The organism is Agromyces humatus, from assembly GCF_021228295.1.
Taxonomy (GTDB): Bacteria; Actinomycetota; Actinomycetes; order Actinomycetales; family Microbacteriaceae; genus Agromyces; species Agromyces humatus.
In genome coordinates, this window is sequence record NZ_JAJQPD010000003.1 from 360,370 (window position 1) to 375,446 (window position 15,077).

General features: G+C 68.6%; 13 protein-coding genes. 9 read left to right on the forward strand and 4 right to left on the reverse strand.

What is annotated here, in order from left to right:
* Positions 1 to 80: 80 nt before the first annotated feature.
* A complete protein-coding gene (locus LSF15_RS06935; protein WP_232497792.1) occupies positions 81 to 848 on the forward strand; it encodes a Gmad2 immunoglobulin-like domain-containing protein in 768 nt (255 codons plus the stop codon).
* Positions 849 to 1,037: 189 nt separating this feature from the next.
* Positions 1,038 to 1,601 carry a dihydrofolate reductase family protein gene (locus LSF15_RS06940; RefSeq protein ID WP_232497793.1) on the forward strand — a complete coding sequence of 188 codons (564 nt, stop codon included), beginning with the start codon at positions 1,038 to 1,040 and terminating at the stop codon, positions 1,599 to 1,601.
* Between the two features lie 63 nt (positions 1,602 to 1,664).
* On the opposite strand, the gene LSF15_RS06945 is transcribed toward LSF15_RS06940, so the two are convergent.
* Both LSF15_RS06945 and LSF15_RS06950 read right to left on the reverse strand, forming a co-directional pair.
* Entirely contained in the window at positions 1,665 to 2,735 is a 1,071-nt protein-coding gene (locus LSF15_RS06945; protein WP_232497794.1) for an endonuclease/exonuclease/phosphatase family protein, read from the reverse strand.
* Positions 2,736 to 3,035: 300 nt separating this feature from the next.
* Positions 3,036 to 3,785: a class I SAM-dependent methyltransferase gene (locus tag LSF15_RS06950; protein WP_232497795.1), complete on the reverse strand. Its 750-nt coding sequence runs from the start codon at positions 3,783 to 3,785 to the stop codon at positions 3,036 to 3,038.
* A 221-nt stretch (positions 3,786 to 4,006) separates the two neighbouring features.
* Here LSF15_RS06950 and LSF15_RS06955 point away from each other — a divergent pair, with 221 nt between their 5' ends.
* Positions 4,007 to 4,402 (forward strand): SHOCT domain-containing protein, encoded by a 396-nt coding sequence (locus LSF15_RS06955; protein ID WP_232497796.1) that lies wholly within the window; start codon positions 4,007 to 4,009, stop codon positions 4,400 to 4,402.
* A gap of 15 nt (positions 4,403 to 4,417) precedes the next feature.
* Here the strand turns inward: LSF15_RS06955 and LSF15_RS06960 are convergent, their stop codons facing one another.
* Positions 4,418 to 5,644, reverse strand: coding sequence for an AI-2E family transporter (locus LSF15_RS06960; protein ID WP_232497797.1), 1,227 nt, complete (start codon positions 5,642 to 5,644; stop codon positions 4,418 to 4,420).
* Positions 5,645 to 5,806: 162 nt separating this feature from the next.
* Here LSF15_RS06960 and LSF15_RS06965 point away from each other — a divergent pair, with 162 nt between their 5' ends.
* From LSF15_RS06965 to LSF15_RS06980, 4 genes are all read left to right on the forward strand, one after another.
* A complete protein-coding gene (locus tag LSF15_RS06965) occupies positions 5,807 to 7,408 on the forward strand; it encodes an FAD-dependent monooxygenase (RefSeq protein WP_232497798.1) in 1,602 nt (533 codons plus the stop codon).
* A 49-nt stretch (positions 7,409 to 7,457) separates the two neighbouring features.
* Positions 7,458 to 8,390, forward strand: coding sequence for an EamA family transporter (locus LSF15_RS06970; protein ID WP_232497799.1), 933 nt, complete (start codon positions 7,458 to 7,460; stop codon positions 8,388 to 8,390).
* A gap of 162 nt (positions 8,391 to 8,552) precedes the next feature.
* Positions 8,553 to 9,935 carry an MFS transporter gene (locus tag LSF15_RS06975; RefSeq protein ID WP_232497800.1) on the forward strand — a complete coding sequence of 461 codons (1,383 nt, stop codon included), beginning with the start codon at positions 8,553 to 8,555 and terminating at the stop codon, positions 9,933 to 9,935.
* A gap of 148 nt (positions 9,936 to 10,083) precedes the next feature.
* Positions 10,084 to 11,367 carry an MFS transporter gene (locus LSF15_RS06980; RefSeq protein WP_232497801.1) on the forward strand — a complete coding sequence of 428 codons (1,284 nt, stop codon included), beginning with the start codon at positions 10,084 to 10,086 and terminating at the stop codon, positions 11,365 to 11,367.
* 3 nt (positions 11,368 to 11,370) lie between these two features.
* Here the strand turns inward: LSF15_RS06980 and LSF15_RS06985 are convergent, their stop codons facing one another.
* On the reverse strand, positions 11,371 to 12,327 hold the full coding sequence (locus LSF15_RS06985; RefSeq protein WP_232497802.1) for a LysR family transcriptional regulator: 957 nt from the start codon (positions 12,325 to 12,327) through the stop codon (positions 11,371 to 11,373).
* A 151-nt stretch (positions 12,328 to 12,478) separates the two neighbouring features.
* On the opposite strand from LSF15_RS06985, the gene LSF15_RS06990 reads away from it, so the two are divergent.
* Both LSF15_RS06990 and LSF15_RS06995 read left to right on the forward strand, forming a co-directional pair.
* Positions 12,479 to 13,402 (forward strand): NAD(P)-dependent oxidoreductase, encoded by a 924-nt coding sequence (locus tag LSF15_RS06990; RefSeq protein WP_232497803.1) that lies wholly within the window; start codon positions 12,479 to 12,481, stop codon positions 13,400 to 13,402.
* Between the two features lie 164 nt (positions 13,403 to 13,566).
* Positions 13,567 to 15,072: a CoA-acylating methylmalonate-semialdehyde dehydrogenase gene (locus LSF15_RS06995; protein WP_232497804.1), complete on the forward strand. Its 1,506-nt coding sequence runs from the start codon at positions 13,567 to 13,569 to the stop codon at positions 15,070 to 15,072.
* Positions 15,073 to 15,077: the final 5 nt, after the last annotated feature.

Genomic DNA, 15,077 nt, shown 5'->3' on the forward strand with positions numbered 1-15,077 from the left:
AGCGGTGCCGTGGACCGAAGCGGCGGCATCGACATCGCGCGTCCGGGAGTACGAAGCGCACACGGAAGGGGTGATCCATCATGGTGATCCGTTCTCTGCACACGCTCGCTGTGGTCGCCGTCGTGTTGGCGGTCACTGCCTGCGCATCGGGTCCGGCGTCCGGGCCAGGCCCGAGTCCGTCGCCTGCCTCGCCGCCGGCGACATCCCCGGATTCGATCCCGTCGGAGGCTCCGCAGATCACCATCGGGAGCCCGGTCGCCGACGCGACGGTCTCAGTCCCGTTCACCGTGAGCGGTGAGGCGAATACCTTCGAGGCCGCGCTCACCGTCGACGCCGTCGACGAGTCGGGCATGGTTGCGTGCGTTCGCCACCTCACCGCGACGTCAGGCTCGGGCACGCCCGGCACCTGGGAGGGCACGCTGGCATTCGGGCCGGAGGAGGACGCGCTGCCAGTCAGGTTGCGTGCGTATGCGCGCAGCGCGAAGGACGGCTCGGTCGTCGGCCTGGTCGAGTTCCCGATCACGATTTCACCCGATCGACCGCCGATCATCCTGACGAGCCCCGCCTGCGGCCAGGTGTACGAGGTCGGGAGCCTCATCCTGGTGACGGGCACGGCGAACCTCTTCGAAGCCGCGCTCACGGTCGATGTGCGCGACGCGTCGGGGACGACCGTCGCCACGCTTCAGGTGACGGCGGATGAGTGCTGCGTGGAGTCGAACTTCAGCTCGAGGTTGACGCTGCCGGCCGACCTTTCGCCCGGCCTCTACGACGTGGTGGCCTACAGCCTGAGCGCGAAGGACGGCAGCGTCGAGAACGAGTTCCCGGTGCAGATCGAGGTCCGTGGGTGAATCGCGCGAGGGGCCGCTTCTCTCACGGCATGGGAGCCGCCCTCAGGATGTCGGAGAGCATGTCGCCGCGACGAGGTATCAGTTCCGGCGGCATCCCCGCACCATCGAGCGGGTCAGGTCTTGTAGCGAGCGGGTGAAGCGTGCTGGCTTGGGCGGTACTGTCGGACCCGTGACCGGGGAGGACCTCTGATGCGCAGCGTGACCTATTCGATGGGCGTTTCGCTCGACGGATACATCGTCGGGCCCGACGGCGGCTTCGACTGGACGGAGCCCGACAAGGACGTCTTCCGCTTCTGGATCGACGAGATTCGAGACGTCGGCGTTCACCTGTTGGGACGACGGCTGTACGAGACGATGCTCTACTGGGAGACCGCCGAACAGGATCCATCGCTCGATGATGCAGAGCGCGAGTGGGCCGCACTCTGGAACCCGCTCCCGAAGGTGGTGTTCTCCACCACGCTGTCCACGGTCCAGGGCAATGCCCGCCTGGCCTCCGGCGGCCTGGCGGAGGAGATCGAGCGGTTACGCGCCGAGCCGGGGGAGGGCGACATCGCGATCGGCGGCGCGACGCTCGCCGCCGAGGCGGCCGCGTCGGGCCTGATCGACGAATACCGGGTCATCGTCTACCCGGTGCTGGTGGGCGGTGGCATTCCCTTCTTTCCCCAGCACGAGCGCCGCGTGGATCTCGAACTCGCCGAGACCCGCACCTTCAACTCGGGAGTCGTCTACCTCAGCTACCGCGTGGCGCGCTGACTCGGTCAGACTCAGTTACGCGACCTGCGTACGCGTCGAACTCGCACGCGGTCCCCGACCGCGCTACTCGTCGAGGTTGATGTCGACATAGATCGCGGCATGATCGGACGCGGCCTCGTGGTCGGCCTCGATGGTGTCGAAGTGGGGGAACAGGGTGCCGTTGATGCCGCCCCAGACGCCCATGCGGAAGATGCCCGCGTTGGTCGCGCGGGTGAACAGACCGGGTGAGAGCAGCAGGTAGTCGATCTTGTTCGACTTGGTGCCATTGCCGAACGTGCCCGGGCGATCCTCGTCGGGGTCGCCGTCGTCGAACGGCTGCACCAACGCGAGGTCCTTCAGGTCGGTGTCCGCGAGCAGCGGTTGCAGTGCTTCGCTGTCGGGTGTGTCGTTGAGGTCCCCGAGAACCACGACATGCTCGACGCCGGCGGCGCGGAGCTCGTCGTAGATGTCCGCGACCCGTTTCGCCTGTCGTTTCCGCCTGGCGATGCTTGCGGGGTTGTTCCCGCCGAACTTGCTCTTGAAGTGATTGACGAGCACGACCAGCTGCTGCCCGGCCAGAGCGGACCCCGCTGGGAAGGTGAACCAGTACTCGGGGCAATCGCGACTGAACACCCGATCGCCGAAGGGGCCGTCATCGATGTGAGACCGCATCATGCTCAACGGGTACGCCTTCGTGGCGATGACGCCGACGTCGATGCCCCGGGGATCGTTTCCGTCGATCACCATGACATGCGGGTACAGCGGTTCCGCGTCGACCGGGTTCAGAAGCAGGGAGTCGGTGAACCGTGCCAGGGTGAGACGGTCCTCGGCCTCGACGACGCCGACGATGTCCGCCGCGACCTCGCGGATCACACGGGCGGTGTTGGCGATCGCCTTCTCTTCGATGCGGTCTTTGATCAGGTCGACCCAGCCCGTCCAGGCGCCTCGCCCACTCGCGACCACGGTCACCTGCGACCCGTCGGGGTCGTTCTGCGGCCGCCGCAGCAGCCGACCGCGAATGCGCCGCAGGATGGCGAACGTCGAGGTCCGCGTCACATCGCCGTCGTCTCGGAGCAGCTTGAGCTCCTTGAGCAGGACGAGGATCTCCGCCTTCACCTCGGGTGTGTACACCTCCTGATCGAACAGCTCATTCACTCGCGCATGCGCACGCAGAACCGCTGCCGCGACCCCTACGGGCTGATTCATCGCACGTGGACGGGAGAACAGGTTCTCCACGTTGTACGCCGCTATCCGGATCGTGTGCTGCACCATGGCTCCCCCTCGTGCCTGTACACCGACAAGTGTGACAAGAGTGCCCCGTCGCTGTAAATGAACACGACATGGCGAAGTGGCCTCGTCGGCCGAGAGCTGCGGGGCGCACAATGGCCCCAATCGAACCGATTGGAGCGCCGATGCGCGACTTCGGCGGCCCCGGATACTGAGGGGCGCGACCCCTCAGCCGGGGCTCCCGACGGCGAAGCGGAAGGCGTTCCGGAGCGAGTATCCGCCGTCCACGGCGAATGGGCGCGCTGCGGTCACGACCACATCGCGGAGCGCAGATTTCCGCGAGGGCGGTTCGCCGAGCAGCACACCCTCGATGAGCGTTTCACGGTCGGCAACATCCCACGTCACGGGCACCAGCCCTGCGACGGTGACGGTGATTCCTGCTGTCTCGAACAGGCGCTCGAGACCTCCCTCGCATCGGTAGTCGTCGTCTTGGCTGACGTCGGCGCCGTCGAAGCGCGCCACCGCGTCTTCAAGCGTTTCAATGTCGTTGTAGCGCGCCTCTGCCCAGTTCGCGATGCCGATCCGCCCGCCGGGGCGGAGCACGCGAACCGCTTCGCGGAGCGCGTGGGTCATGTCGTCGGCGAATTGGAGGGAGTTCACGGCCACGACGGCATCGAAGGTGCCGGCCGGCCAAGGTATCTGTGCGAAGTCCCCGCGCCGGATGTCCGCACTCGCCGCGGTACGCCTCGCGGCATCGAGCATGCCCGCGGCAGGGTCGATCCCGGCCACTGTTGCGCCGACATCGGTCAGGAGGCGAAGAAACTCGCCGCTTCCGCATCCGATGTCGAGCACGCGCTCGCCCGGTCGGAGCACGACGGCATCGATGAGCGCGGTTCGGGCCGCGTCCGCAGCCCCTCCCCACGTCGCCGCCCAGGCATCGGCGACCTCGGACCAACGATCAGTGCTCGATCCGTTCATCTCGTTCGTATCCCTGCGTCTCTCCATCGCAACGCGCTTCTACATGGTTGCGCTGACCGGGTTCCTCCGAGAGCGTTGCAGCGATGGTAGTCGAGATGGGTCGGTGATGGTTCATCCGCCCAGACGGCCCCGCGCCGAACCGGGTCTGGCGCCGTGCGCGACTCGACCGCTACTGTGACGAGCACAGCACGGGCCGGGTTCCCGTGAGATTGGGGCAGGCCATGGGCTTCTGGAACAGTTTCTGGGACATCATCTGGTGGTTCTTCTGGATCTTCGCGTTCACGGCGTACCTGTTCGTGCTGTTCGCGATCGTCGCCGACCTGTTCCGCGACCACAAGCTCAACGGCTGGTGGAAGGCGGTGTGGATCGTCTTCCTGGTCTTCATGCCCTTCCTGACGGCGCTCGTCTACCTCATCGCGCGCGGCAAGGGCATGACCGAGCGCAGCGTCGAGCGGCAGCAGCAGGTGCAGGAGGACTCGGCCGAGTACATCCGCTCGGTGTCGTTCGCGAACCCGGCCTCGGAGATCACCAAGGCCAAGGCGCTGCTCGATCAGGGCACGATCACGCAGGGCGAGTTCGACGCGCTGAAGGCGAAGGCGCTCGGCGACAAGTTCTGAGCTCGCGCGGACGCGTCAGTCTGCGGCGGCGGCGTCGGGGTTCACGGCGGGCTGACCCGCCCTGCGGGCCTTGCGCGCGGCCTTCGCGTCGGCGTCGAACTTCGCCATGATCGCCTTGGTCTCGTCGAGCTCGCCGAGCATCGGGCGCACCCACGCCATCGCCGGGTTGGTATCGACGAGCAGCAGACGCACGAGCAGCGTCAGCGGGATCGCGAGGATCGCGCCGATGGGCCCGATGACGACCGCCCAGAACAGCACCGAGAAGAACGTGATCGTCTGGCTCAGGTTCACGGCCTTGCCCACGACACGCGGCTGGATCACCGACTGGATGATGCCGTTGATGACGCCGTAGACCACGATGACGGCGATCACCATCGGCCAGCCCCCGACCAGCCCTCCGAAGATGATCGGCGGGATGATCGCGATGAAGTAGCCGATGTTCGGGATGAACGAGCAGACGAACGCGAGCAGACCCCAGATGAACGCACCCGGTACTCCGATGATGAGCAGGGCGATCCAGTTGATCAAGCCCTGCGCCAGCCCGAGCACGGTGGTGACGACCATGTAGCGGCGCACGTTCGATCCGTAGCTCACGAGCGAGACTGCGACCAACGGCCGCACCGGGTACTGCTGCTGCAGCAGGGTTGGCACGAACCCCGCGTCCATGGCCATGAGCAGCAGCATCGTGAACACGATGACGAGGATCGAGACCCAGCCCGTCAGGCCGCCGACGAGCCCGCCGAGGAACCCGATGAGCGACGAGGGGTCGAAGCTCGAGGCGATGTCGTGCAGCTCGTCGGCGTTGATGCCGATCGACGACAGCCAGTCGGCCGCCGACTGGCCCCATGCGACGATCTGGTCCTTGAACTGCGGCAGCAGCTCGGCGAACTGGGTGAATGCCACGAGCACGGCATAGCCGAACGCGATGAGCAGCAGCGTCACCGCCGCGATCACCGAGCCGGTGGCGAGGCCGCGTGGCACGCCGCGCTTCTCGAGCGCGATGCGCAGCGGGTGCACGCAGATCGTCAGTATGAGGGCGAAGAACACCGGGGCGAAGATCCCCCCGATCGCGGCGATGCCGAACGCGGTGACGGCACCACCGGCGAGGCCGAGCAGGATGAAGGCGTTGCGGTGCTGGCTCACGTGAGTGGCGGCCGCGGCGGTGGCTTCGGTCGCGGCAGCCTCGTCGGCGGCCTCGGCCTTCTCAGCCTCGGTCTTCGATCGCCTTCTTGTCCACCACATGAGGACTCCGATCCGCGAGCCGCCCCGACCCGCGCTCGTGCTCACACTAGCGAGCCGGTGCGGTCGCGGTCATCATCCAGTTCGCATGAGTCGACGCCGAGAGTCCGCGTCGCGCTCGACCGCACGCGTGACGCCGGCGGGCACGGGTGGCACAGTGGAGCCATGGCGGGCCCCCGCGAAGAGCTTCACGCCGACGTGCTGGTCGTCGGCGCCGGCCCCAGTGGGCTCATGGCCGCCGTGTGCCTCGCGAAGCTCGGCGTCGACGTGCTGATCGTCGACGGAAAGCAGGGCCCCACCCGCGAGTCGCGCGCGCTCGGCGTGCAGGCGCGCTCGATGGAGTTGTACGACCAGCTCGGCCTCGTCGACCGCGTGCTCGCCGAGCGCGCACCCGCACCCGCGGTGGTGCCGGGTGCAGGTCGCCGCGCGTTCGGCCGGGTCGAGTTCGCGGGGCTCGGCGGCGGCGTCTCGCCGTACGCCGAGATCACCGTGTTCGAGCAGAGCCGCAACGAGCGCCTGCTCGTCGAGGCCCTCGGCGACCTCGGGCGCGAGGTGAGATGGGGGCACGCGCTCGAGCGACTCGAGGTCATCGGGCCAGCGGATCTCGATACGCGCTCCGCGCTACTCGATCAGCGGGAACGCGACGAACCTGACGATGAACGCCGGGGAGGGGCATCCGTCATCGCGACGCTCGCCGGTCCCAAGGGTGAGGTGACCGTGCGCGCCCGCTACTGCATCGGCGCCGACGGGTCGCACTCGCGCGTGCGCGAGTCGCTGGGCATCCCGTTCGAGGGCGTGACGAACGCCTACACCTATTACATCGCCGACGCCAGTGAGGTGACCGGCCTGGCGGGCGACGCGGTCAACCTTCGGTTCACGACCGAGCACTTCCTGCTCGCGTTCCCGATGGGTACAGGCCCGAGGGGCGAGCGGCGGATGCGCCTGCTCGGCATCGTGCGCGACGACGACCTCGATGCCGACGGGCACCTGCGCGAGGCGAACGTGCGGGCGCTCATCGGGCGCGAGTTCGGGGTGGAGTACGTGCAGACGTCGTGGTTCACGACCTACCGGGTGCACCATCGGCTGGCGGGGCGGTTCCGTGAGGGTCCGTGTTTCATCGTCGGCGACGCCGCGCACATCCACTCGCCCGTCGGCGCGCAGGGCATGAACACCGGACTGCAGGAGGCGCACAACCTCGCCTGCGCGCTCGCCGACGTGCTGGTGGGCAGCATGCCCGACCGCCGCCTCGACCGCTTCGAGGCCGAGCGCCGGCCGGTCGGCAAGACCCTCGTCGCAACCACCGACCGCATGTTCGGCGAGATCACCGCGGAGACGCAGTTCGCCCGCTTCGTGCGCGGACGGGCGCTGCCGTTCTTCGGGCCGCTCGGCGTGCGACTGGTGCCGCGGCTGGTCGGCGGCCGAATCTTCGGGTACCTCTCGCAGACGCGAATCCACTATCGGATGTCGCCCCACGACCTTCGGCGCGACCACGTCGTCGGGCGCCGGCTGCCGTGGACGGGCGACAACTTCGACGTGCTGCGCTCGATGACGTGGCAGGTGCACGGCTACGGCGTCTACGCACCCGAGGTGCACGCGATCGCCGCTTCGGTCGGCCTCGAAGGTCACGCGTTCGGGCCCGACCCGCACGGTCGGCTCGATCCCGCGCTCGTGTACCTCGTGCGGCGCGACGGATTCGTCGCGGCCGCGGCATCCGCTCGCGCCGTGCCCGGCGGGCCGCCCGCGTTCCGCGAGCAGCTCGCGGGGTGAAACGCACGGGCGCGACGGCGTCGCTGCAGTGGCGGCGTATCGTCGTACGGTGACCCCTGATTCCGCCCAGCCGCCGATGCCGGATGCCTCACTCCGACGCCGTCGCTTCGCCGGCGCCGCGACGCAGCTCGGCACCGAGGTCTCGATCAACTTCGGCTCGTCGCTCGCGGGCCTCGTCATCCCGGTGGTCGGGTCGTTCGTCGTGGTGGCTGCGCGCCAAATCGTGATGGTCGCGGCCGTGCTGCCGTTCTATCGGCCCAAGCGTGCCGAGCTCACGTCGGCGCGGCTGTGGCCGGCGCTCGCGCTCGGCGTCGTGCTCGCCGTCATGAACCTCACCTTCTACGAGTCGGTGCACCTGCTCGGGCTCGGCATCGCCGCGACGATCGAGTTCCTCGGGCCGCTCGCGATCGCGCTCCTGACGTCGCGGCGACCGCTCGACGTCGTGTGCGCGCTCGCCGCGGGCGCCGGCGTCGTGCTGCTCATCGCACCCGGAGCGTCGGATGCCTCGGCGATCGATCCGTGGGGCGTGGCGCTCGCCCTCACGGCAGCAGCGGCATGGGCCGGGTACATCGTGCTCACCCGGCGGGTTGCCATCGGGTTGCCAGGCCTCGAGGGGCTCACGGTCGCGAGCATCGTGAGCCTCGCGTTGCTCCTGCCGTTCGCGATCGCGACCTTCGACGCCGGCGTGATCGACTGGCGCATCGTCGGACTGCTCGCCGGCGTCGGCGTGCTGTCGTCGGCGTTGCCCTACAGCCTCGACACCTACATCCTGCGGCGCATCAGCCCGCGCCTCTACGCGATCATCACGAGCTTCGGCCCCGTGATCGCGGCGATCTTCGGGTGGCTCGTGCTCGGCGAGACGTTCACGCTCACCGAGGCCATCGCGATCGGCGTGGTGTGCGGCGCCGCAGGCACCGCCATCGCGACCCAGCGGGAACGGCCGAAGTCCGACCTCGAGCAGACCGCCGAGGGCATGGCCTGACGGGGCGGGCCGGACGCCGGGGCATCCGCTCGCCCGTCGAGGAATGTGCATTCCTGCACATCGGGTGTGCGAGATGCGTCCTTGCAAGTGCATCCGTGACTGGCAGAATCACCTGAGCGCGGTCCCCTTCACTCGCGCGCAGACTACAAGGAGGTAGTTCCCATGACAGCCGACGTTTCGGTCCCATCGAGCGGATCCAAAGGTTCATCAGCCCCGAGCGGCCTACGCAAGGTCGTCGGCGCCTCGATGGCCGGCACCATCGTCGAGTGGTACGAGTTCTTCCTCTATGCCACTGCGGCGACCCTCGTCTTCAACGTCATCTTCTTCCCGCCGAGCGAGAACCCGCTCGACAACATCATCAAGGCGTTCCTGACCTACGCCGTCGGATTCGTCGCGCGCCCCCTCGGCGGCATCGTCTTCGGCCACTTCGGTGACAAGTACGGCCGCAAGAAGCTGCTGCAGGTCGCCATCATCCTGGTCGGCGTCACGACGTTCCTCATGGGGTGCCTGCCCACCTTCGACGCCATCGGCTACGCCGCGCCCATCCTGCTCATCGTGCTGCGCTTCTTCCAGGGCTTCGCGGTCGGCGGCGAATGGGGCGGCGCCGTACTGCTCGTCGCCGAGCACTCGCCCGACAAGCAGCGCGGGTTCTGGGCCAGCTGGCCGCAGGCCGCGGTGCCCGCCGGCAACCTGCTCGCGACCGTCGTGCTCCTCACGCTCTCGTGGACCCTCTCGGAAGAGGCGTTCCTCAGCTGGGGTTGGCGTGTCGGCTTCTGGCTCTCGGTCGTGATCGTCGCCGTCGGCTACTACATCCGCACCAAGGTCACCGACGCCCCGATCTTCCTCGAGGCGCAGGCCGAGGTCGAGGCCGCCAAGAAGACGAACTACGGCGTCATCGAGGTGCTCAAGCGCTACCCCCGCGGTGTCTTCACCGCCATGGGCCTGCGCTTCGGCGAGAACATCATGTACTACCTGGTCGTCACGTTCTCGATCACGTACATGTCGGCACACCTGCAGATGGACACCTCCACGATCCTGACGCTCGTGCTCTTCGCCCACGTCGTGCACTTCTGCGTCATCCCGGTCGTCGGCCGGTTCAGCGACAAGCTCGGACGCAAGCCCGTCTACGCGGTCGGCGCAGCGCTCGCCGCCGTCTGGGGCTTCGTGGCCTTCCCGCTGTTCGACACGCAGAACGACGTGCTCATCGTCGGCGTGCTCATCCTCGGCCTCGTCATCCACGCGCTCATGTACGCCGGACAGCCGGCGATCATGGCCGAGATGTTCCCGACGCGCATGCGCTACTCGGGCGTCTCGCTCGGCTACCAGGTCACGTCGATCGTCGCGGGCTCGCTCGCCCCGATCATCGCGACCATGCTGCTGTCGACCTACGGCAGCTGGGTGCCGGTGGCGATCTACCTCGCGATCGCCGCGGGTGTCACGCTCATCGCCGTGGCGGCGCTGCGCGAGACCGTCGGAACGTCGCTCCGCGCGATCGACGACGCCGACCGCGCGAAGGTCGCCTCGGAGGAGCGCGTCGACGCGTAGGCGGAATGCACTGTCGGATGCCGCGGGCGACCGGTTCTTCGGAGCCGGTCGTGCCGCGGCATCCGGATCCGCCGCGCATGTCGCGGGCCGACGTGATGCAAGGATGGTCGTGGTGTCTTGAATCGGACGACGCGGGGGAAGTAGCCGAGTGACCGGTGATGCGGGTAAGGGCATATTCCGTGAGCCCGCATTCACTCGATACTTCTCTGCAGTCGCGGTTGGTGCGTTCGGCACGGCATTGACAGCGGTGGCGCTGCCGGTGCTGGTGGTCGATGTGCTCGATGCGAATGCGTTCGAAGTCGGAATCGTCAACGCGGCGCAGTTCGTCCCCTATGCCGTGCTCGGGCTTCTTGCCGGCGTGTATGTCGACCGCTGGCAGCGTCAGCGCGTGCTGGTGTGGGCGAGTCTTGGGCGGGCGCTGAGCCTCGGGCTTGTACCGGTGCTCTGGGTCGCCGGGATTCTGCACCTCTGGGTGCTCGTCGTGCTGCTCCTCCTCTTCGGTGCGTTCTCGGTATTCGGATTCGCCGCGACGCAGTCGCTCCTGCCGCAGATCGTCGAGCGGCGTGCCCTGCGCGCCGCGAACGCGCGACTCGATCAGGCCGAGGCGGGCGCGCAGACTGCCGGTCCGGCCCTCGGTGGCCTCTTGGTCGGTGCGATCGGCGCACCACTCGCGATCGCCGTGGATGCGGTGACGTACGTCGTCGATGCGGTGCTGATCGCCGGCATGCGCGTCCAGGAATCCGTGCAGCGGACGTCGGTGCGGCGTTCACTTCGACGCGAGGTGGCCGAAGGACTGCGATGGACATATCGTCATCGAACTCTGGGGCCGCTCGCCTGGTCCACTCATGTCTGGTTTCTCGCGAATGCCGCTGCGCTCACGGTGCTGGCGGTATTCGCACTGCGCACGCTGGGCGTCTCACCATTCGTCTACGGACTCTTGTTCGCGGTGCTCGGGGTCGCGACGCTGATCGGTGCCAGCTTCGCTTCACGTCTGGGCGCACGTTTCGGTTCGGGCGCGACGATCACCGCGGGACGGGCCATCTATCCCGTCGCCTGGATCATGGTCGCATTCGCGCCCGCCGGGGGTGCACCACAAGCGGATGCCGTGGCCGTGAGCCTGCTGTTCTCCGCACTTGCGCTCCACGGTTTCGCAGGCGGGCTGGAGAACGCGAATGAGATGAGCTTCCGCCAGGGTGTGACACCCGACGCCCTGATGGGCCGCACGAATGCCACGATGCGAGCTGCGAACCGCACGATGGCCGCCGTCGGTGCGCTGGCAGGCGGCACCGCCATGACGCTGCTCGGCGAGCGGCCGTCGCTCTTCATCATCGTCGGCGTGTACGCGGCCGCATTCATCATCGCGATCGCCTCGCCATTGCGGGCGGCGCGTGACGACGAAGACACCGATGACCGAGAGATGTCCCGCCTCTGAGGGTTACCGTGCTCCGCCTGAAGGAGGTACGAAGTCCTGCCGCCGATCACCGGTGCGTCGCCGCCCCCCTGCCGTACGACCCGCCCGCACGGCGTCGTACTCCACCAGCGCGCGGAACGCCGCGGCGACCGCCGGGTTGCGCAGGCTCTCTTCACGGGTGACCGCCCAGTACGCGATCGGGTGGTGGTACTCCTCGGCGAGGATGCGGCGCAGCCTGGGCGCGAGACCGGCGACGTAGTCGGGCATCAGGCCGATGCCCGCGCCCGCGACCGTCGCGGCGAGATGCGCGAACACGCTCGTCGAGCGCATGCTCGGCAGCGTCGGCGGGAGCTCATCGACGGCGATGTCGAGCTCGTCGATCTGCAGGGCCGACTCGATGTAGTAGTTCAGCCGGTGCCGCGACATGTCCGCGAGCGTGCGCGGCTCGCCGTGCTCGGCGAGGTACTCCTCGCTCGCGTAGAGCGCGAGGGCGTACTCGAACACGGGTGTGGCGAGGGCCTTGCGCACGTCGGGCCGGCCCACGGCCACCTCGATGTCGACTCCCGAGCGCGTCTGGCGCACGCGCTGCGTCGCGCTCAGCAACTCGAACGAGAGACCCGCGTTCGCGATCTGCAGCGGGGCGAGCGCCGGCGCGGCGTAGAGCGCCGTGAACGCATCGGGCGCGGCGATGCGCACGAGCCCGGTCAGGCCGGGCTGGTCGATCTCCACGAGCGAGCGCAAGTCGGATTCGATGCGCTCGGCCGTGGCCATCGCACGGGCGCCGAGCGCGGTGGTCTCCCAGCCGCCGGCGGCACGGGTGAGCACGTGCCCGCCCATCGCCGCCTCGAGCGCTGCGATGCGTCGCGAGACCGTGGAGTGGTTCACGCCGAGCACCTGCGCTGCGGCGGTGTAGCGGCCGAGGCGGGCGACCGCGAGGAACGTCATGAGCCATTCGGGATTCGGGTCGCGCGTTGAGATCATCCGACCATCGTGCATGAATGCACAGGCGTGGTGCAAGATTCGGGGGTTTGCCTCGTTGGTTGTGCGTTGATCGTCACCGTATGGTGAATCTGCGCGGCGCCGTCGGGGGAGGGCGCCGCGTCACGAACATCACGATGTCAAGGAGGACACGATGGCGACGATCGCATGGATCGGTTTGGGCAACATGGGCGGTCCGATGACCGCGAACCTGGTCGAGGCCGGCCACGAGGTCGTGGGATTCGACCTCGACGCCCGAGCGAACGAGGCCGCCGCCGCGCACGGCGTGCGCATCGCGACATCCGTCGCCGATGCCGTCGGCGGTGCCGGCGCGGTGTTCACGATGCTGCCGAAAGGCGAGCACGTGCGCGGCGTCTACGACGGCGACGGTGGTGTGTGGGCGAACGCGCCGGCGACGGCCCTGCTCCTCGACAGCTCCACCGTCGACATCGAGACCTCGCGATACTGCCACGAGGCATCGGCCGAGCGGGGGTTCCGTTTCGTCGACGCGCCCGTCTCGGGCGGCATCTCGGGCGCTGCCGCAGGCACCCTGACGTTCATGCTCGGCGGCGCCGAGGCCGATGTCGCCGCCGCGAAGGTTCTCGTCGAGCCGATGGCCGGCAACGTCTTCGCCGTCGGCGGCGCCACCCAGGGCATCGCAGCGAAGCTCGCCAACAACATGATGCTGTTCATCTCGCTCGTCGCCGCGGCCGAGGGCTCGCAGCTGGCGTCGAGTCTCGGCATCGACCCGCAGATCTTCTGGGACATCGCGCGTGTCTCGTCGGCCGACTCGTGGGCCTTGCGCACCTGGTACCCGGTGCCCGACGTCGTCGAGTCGTCGGCGGCGAATCGCAACTTCGACGCGACCTTCGCGACCACGCTCGCGCTCAAGGACGTGGCGCTCGCGCTGGGGGCCGGCGACGCCGCCGGGCTCAGCCTGCCCGCCGCGCAGCTCGCCCGCGAGCAGTTCGAGCAGCTCATCGCCGAGGGGCTCGGCGGCAAGGACTGCAGCCTCATCGCCAAGCTCGTCCACCCCGACGGCGCCGTCGCCGGCTACGAGCCGGCTTCAGCGGGTTGAGGAGGAGCGAAGCGACGTCTCGAAACCCTGCCGCACATGCCCTGGGTTTCGAGACGGTCGCTGGCGCTCCCTCCTCAACCCGCTCGACGGCGCGTCTCGCGGTTTCGAGACGGTCGCTGGCGCTCCCTCCCCAACCCGCCGATTCTTCGAAAGGAACCACAGACATGACCGACACCCTCACCGCCGTCAAGACCACCATCCCGCACGTGATCGCGGGCGCCCGCGTCGACGACGACGCCCGCCGCGGACCCGTGTTCAACCCGGCCACAGGCGAGCAGACCGCCGAGGTCGTGCTCGCCGACGCCGCGCGCATCGACGAGGCCGTGGTCGCGGCATACGCTGCGCAGATCGCCTGGCGCAACACCGGACTCGGCCGCCGCTCGCACGTCATGTTCAAGCTGCGCGAGATCATCGAGCAGCGCAATATCGAACTGGCTCGCCTCATCACGGCCGAGCACGGCAAGACCGTCGACGACGCCCTCGGCGAGGTCGCCCGCGGGCTCGAGAACGTCGAGTTCTGCGCGGGCCTCATGCACCACCTCAAGGGCGACTACTCCGAGCAGGTCGCGCGGGGCGTCGACGTGCACCAGGTGCGCCAGCCGCTCGGCGTCGTCGCATGCATCACGCCGTTCAACTTCCCCGCGATGGTGCCCCTCTGGATGGTCACGACGGCGATCGCCGCGGGCAACGCCGTCATCCTGAAGCCGTCGGAGCGCGACCCTTCGGCCGCCGTGTGGCTCGCCGACGCATTCCGCGAGGCGGGCCTGCCCGACGGCATCCTCAACGTCGTGCACGGCGACAAGGTCACGGTCGACGCGATCCTCGACCACCCCGACATCAAGGCCGTCTCGTTCGTGGGCTCGACGCCCATCGCGAAGTACATCTACACGCGTTCGGCCGAACAGGGCAAGCGCGTGCAGGCCCTCGGCGGCGCCAAGAACCACATGGTCGTCATGCCCGACGCCGACCTCGACGCTGCGGCCGACGCCGCCGTGTCGGCCGCCTACGGCTCGGCCGGCGAGCGCTGCATGGCCGTGTCGGTGCTCGTCACGGTCGGCGAGGTCGCCGATCCGCTCATCGAGAAGATCAGCGAGCGGATGTCGCGACTCGTCATCGGCGACGGCGCGGACCCCGCCTCGGAGATGGGTCCGCTGATCACCCGCGAGGCGCGCGAGCGTGTCGCCGGGTTCGTCGACGGCGCGGCGGGCGAGGGCGCCACGGTCGTCGTCGACGGGCGGTCGCACGAGTTCGAGGGTGACGGGTTCTTCATCGGTGCGTCGCTGGTCGACCGGGTGCAGCCCGGCATGCGCGTCTACGACGAGGAGATCTTCGGCCCGGTGCTTTCGGTCGTGCGCGTCGACACCTACGACGAGGCCGTCGAGCTGATCAACGCGAGCCGCTACGCGAACGGCGTGGCCGTGTTCACGCGCGACGGCAAGACGGCCCGCAGCTTCGAGTACGACATCGAGGTGGGCATGGTCGGCGTGAACGTGCCGATCCCCGTGCCGGTGGGCGCCTTCTCGTTCGGCGGCTGGAAGGACTCGCTCTTCGGCGACACCCACATGTACGGTCCCGAGAGCTTCAACTTCTACACCCGTCGCAAGGTCGTGACGACCCGCTGGCCCGAGCCGAGCGAGTCGCAGATCGACCTCGGCTTCCCGACCCACTGAGGCAC

Coding starts and splice junctions, on each gene's coding strand:
- LSF15_RS06935 (WP_232497792.1), top strand. CDS start 81: ATGGTGATCCGTTCTCTGCACACGCTCGCTGTGGTCGCCGTCGTGTTG.
- LSF15_RS06940 (WP_232497793.1), top strand. CDS start 1,038: ATGCGCAGCGTGACCTATTCGATGGGCGTTTCGCTCGACGGATACATC.
- LSF15_RS06950 (WP_232497795.1), bottom strand. CDS start 3,785: ATGAACGGATCGAGCACTGATCGTTGGTCCGAGGTCGCCGATGCCTGG.
- LSF15_RS06955 (WP_232497796.1), top strand. CDS start 4,007: ATGGGCTTCTGGAACAGTTTCTGGGACATCATCTGGTGGTTCTTCTGG.
- LSF15_RS06960 (WP_232497797.1), bottom strand. CDS start 5,644: ATGTGGTGGACAAGAAGGCGATCGAAGACCGAGGCTGAGAAGGCCGAG.
- LSF15_RS06965 (WP_232497798.1), top strand. CDS start 5,807: ATGGCGGGCCCCCGCGAAGAGCTTCACGCCGACGTGCTGGTCGTCGGC.
- LSF15_RS06975 (WP_232497800.1), top strand. CDS start 8,553: ATGACAGCCGACGTTTCGGTCCCATCGAGCGGATCCAAAGGTTCATCA.
- LSF15_RS06985 (WP_232497802.1), bottom strand. CDS start 12,327: ATGATCTCAACGCGCGACCCGAATCCCGAATGGCTCATGACGTTCCTC.
- LSF15_RS06990 (WP_232497803.1), top strand. CDS start 12,479: ATGGCGACGATCGCATGGATCGGTTTGGGCAACATGGGCGGTCCGATG.
- LSF15_RS06995 (WP_232497804.1), top strand. CDS start 13,567: ATGACCGACACCCTCACCGCCGTCAAGACCACCATCCCGCACGTGATC.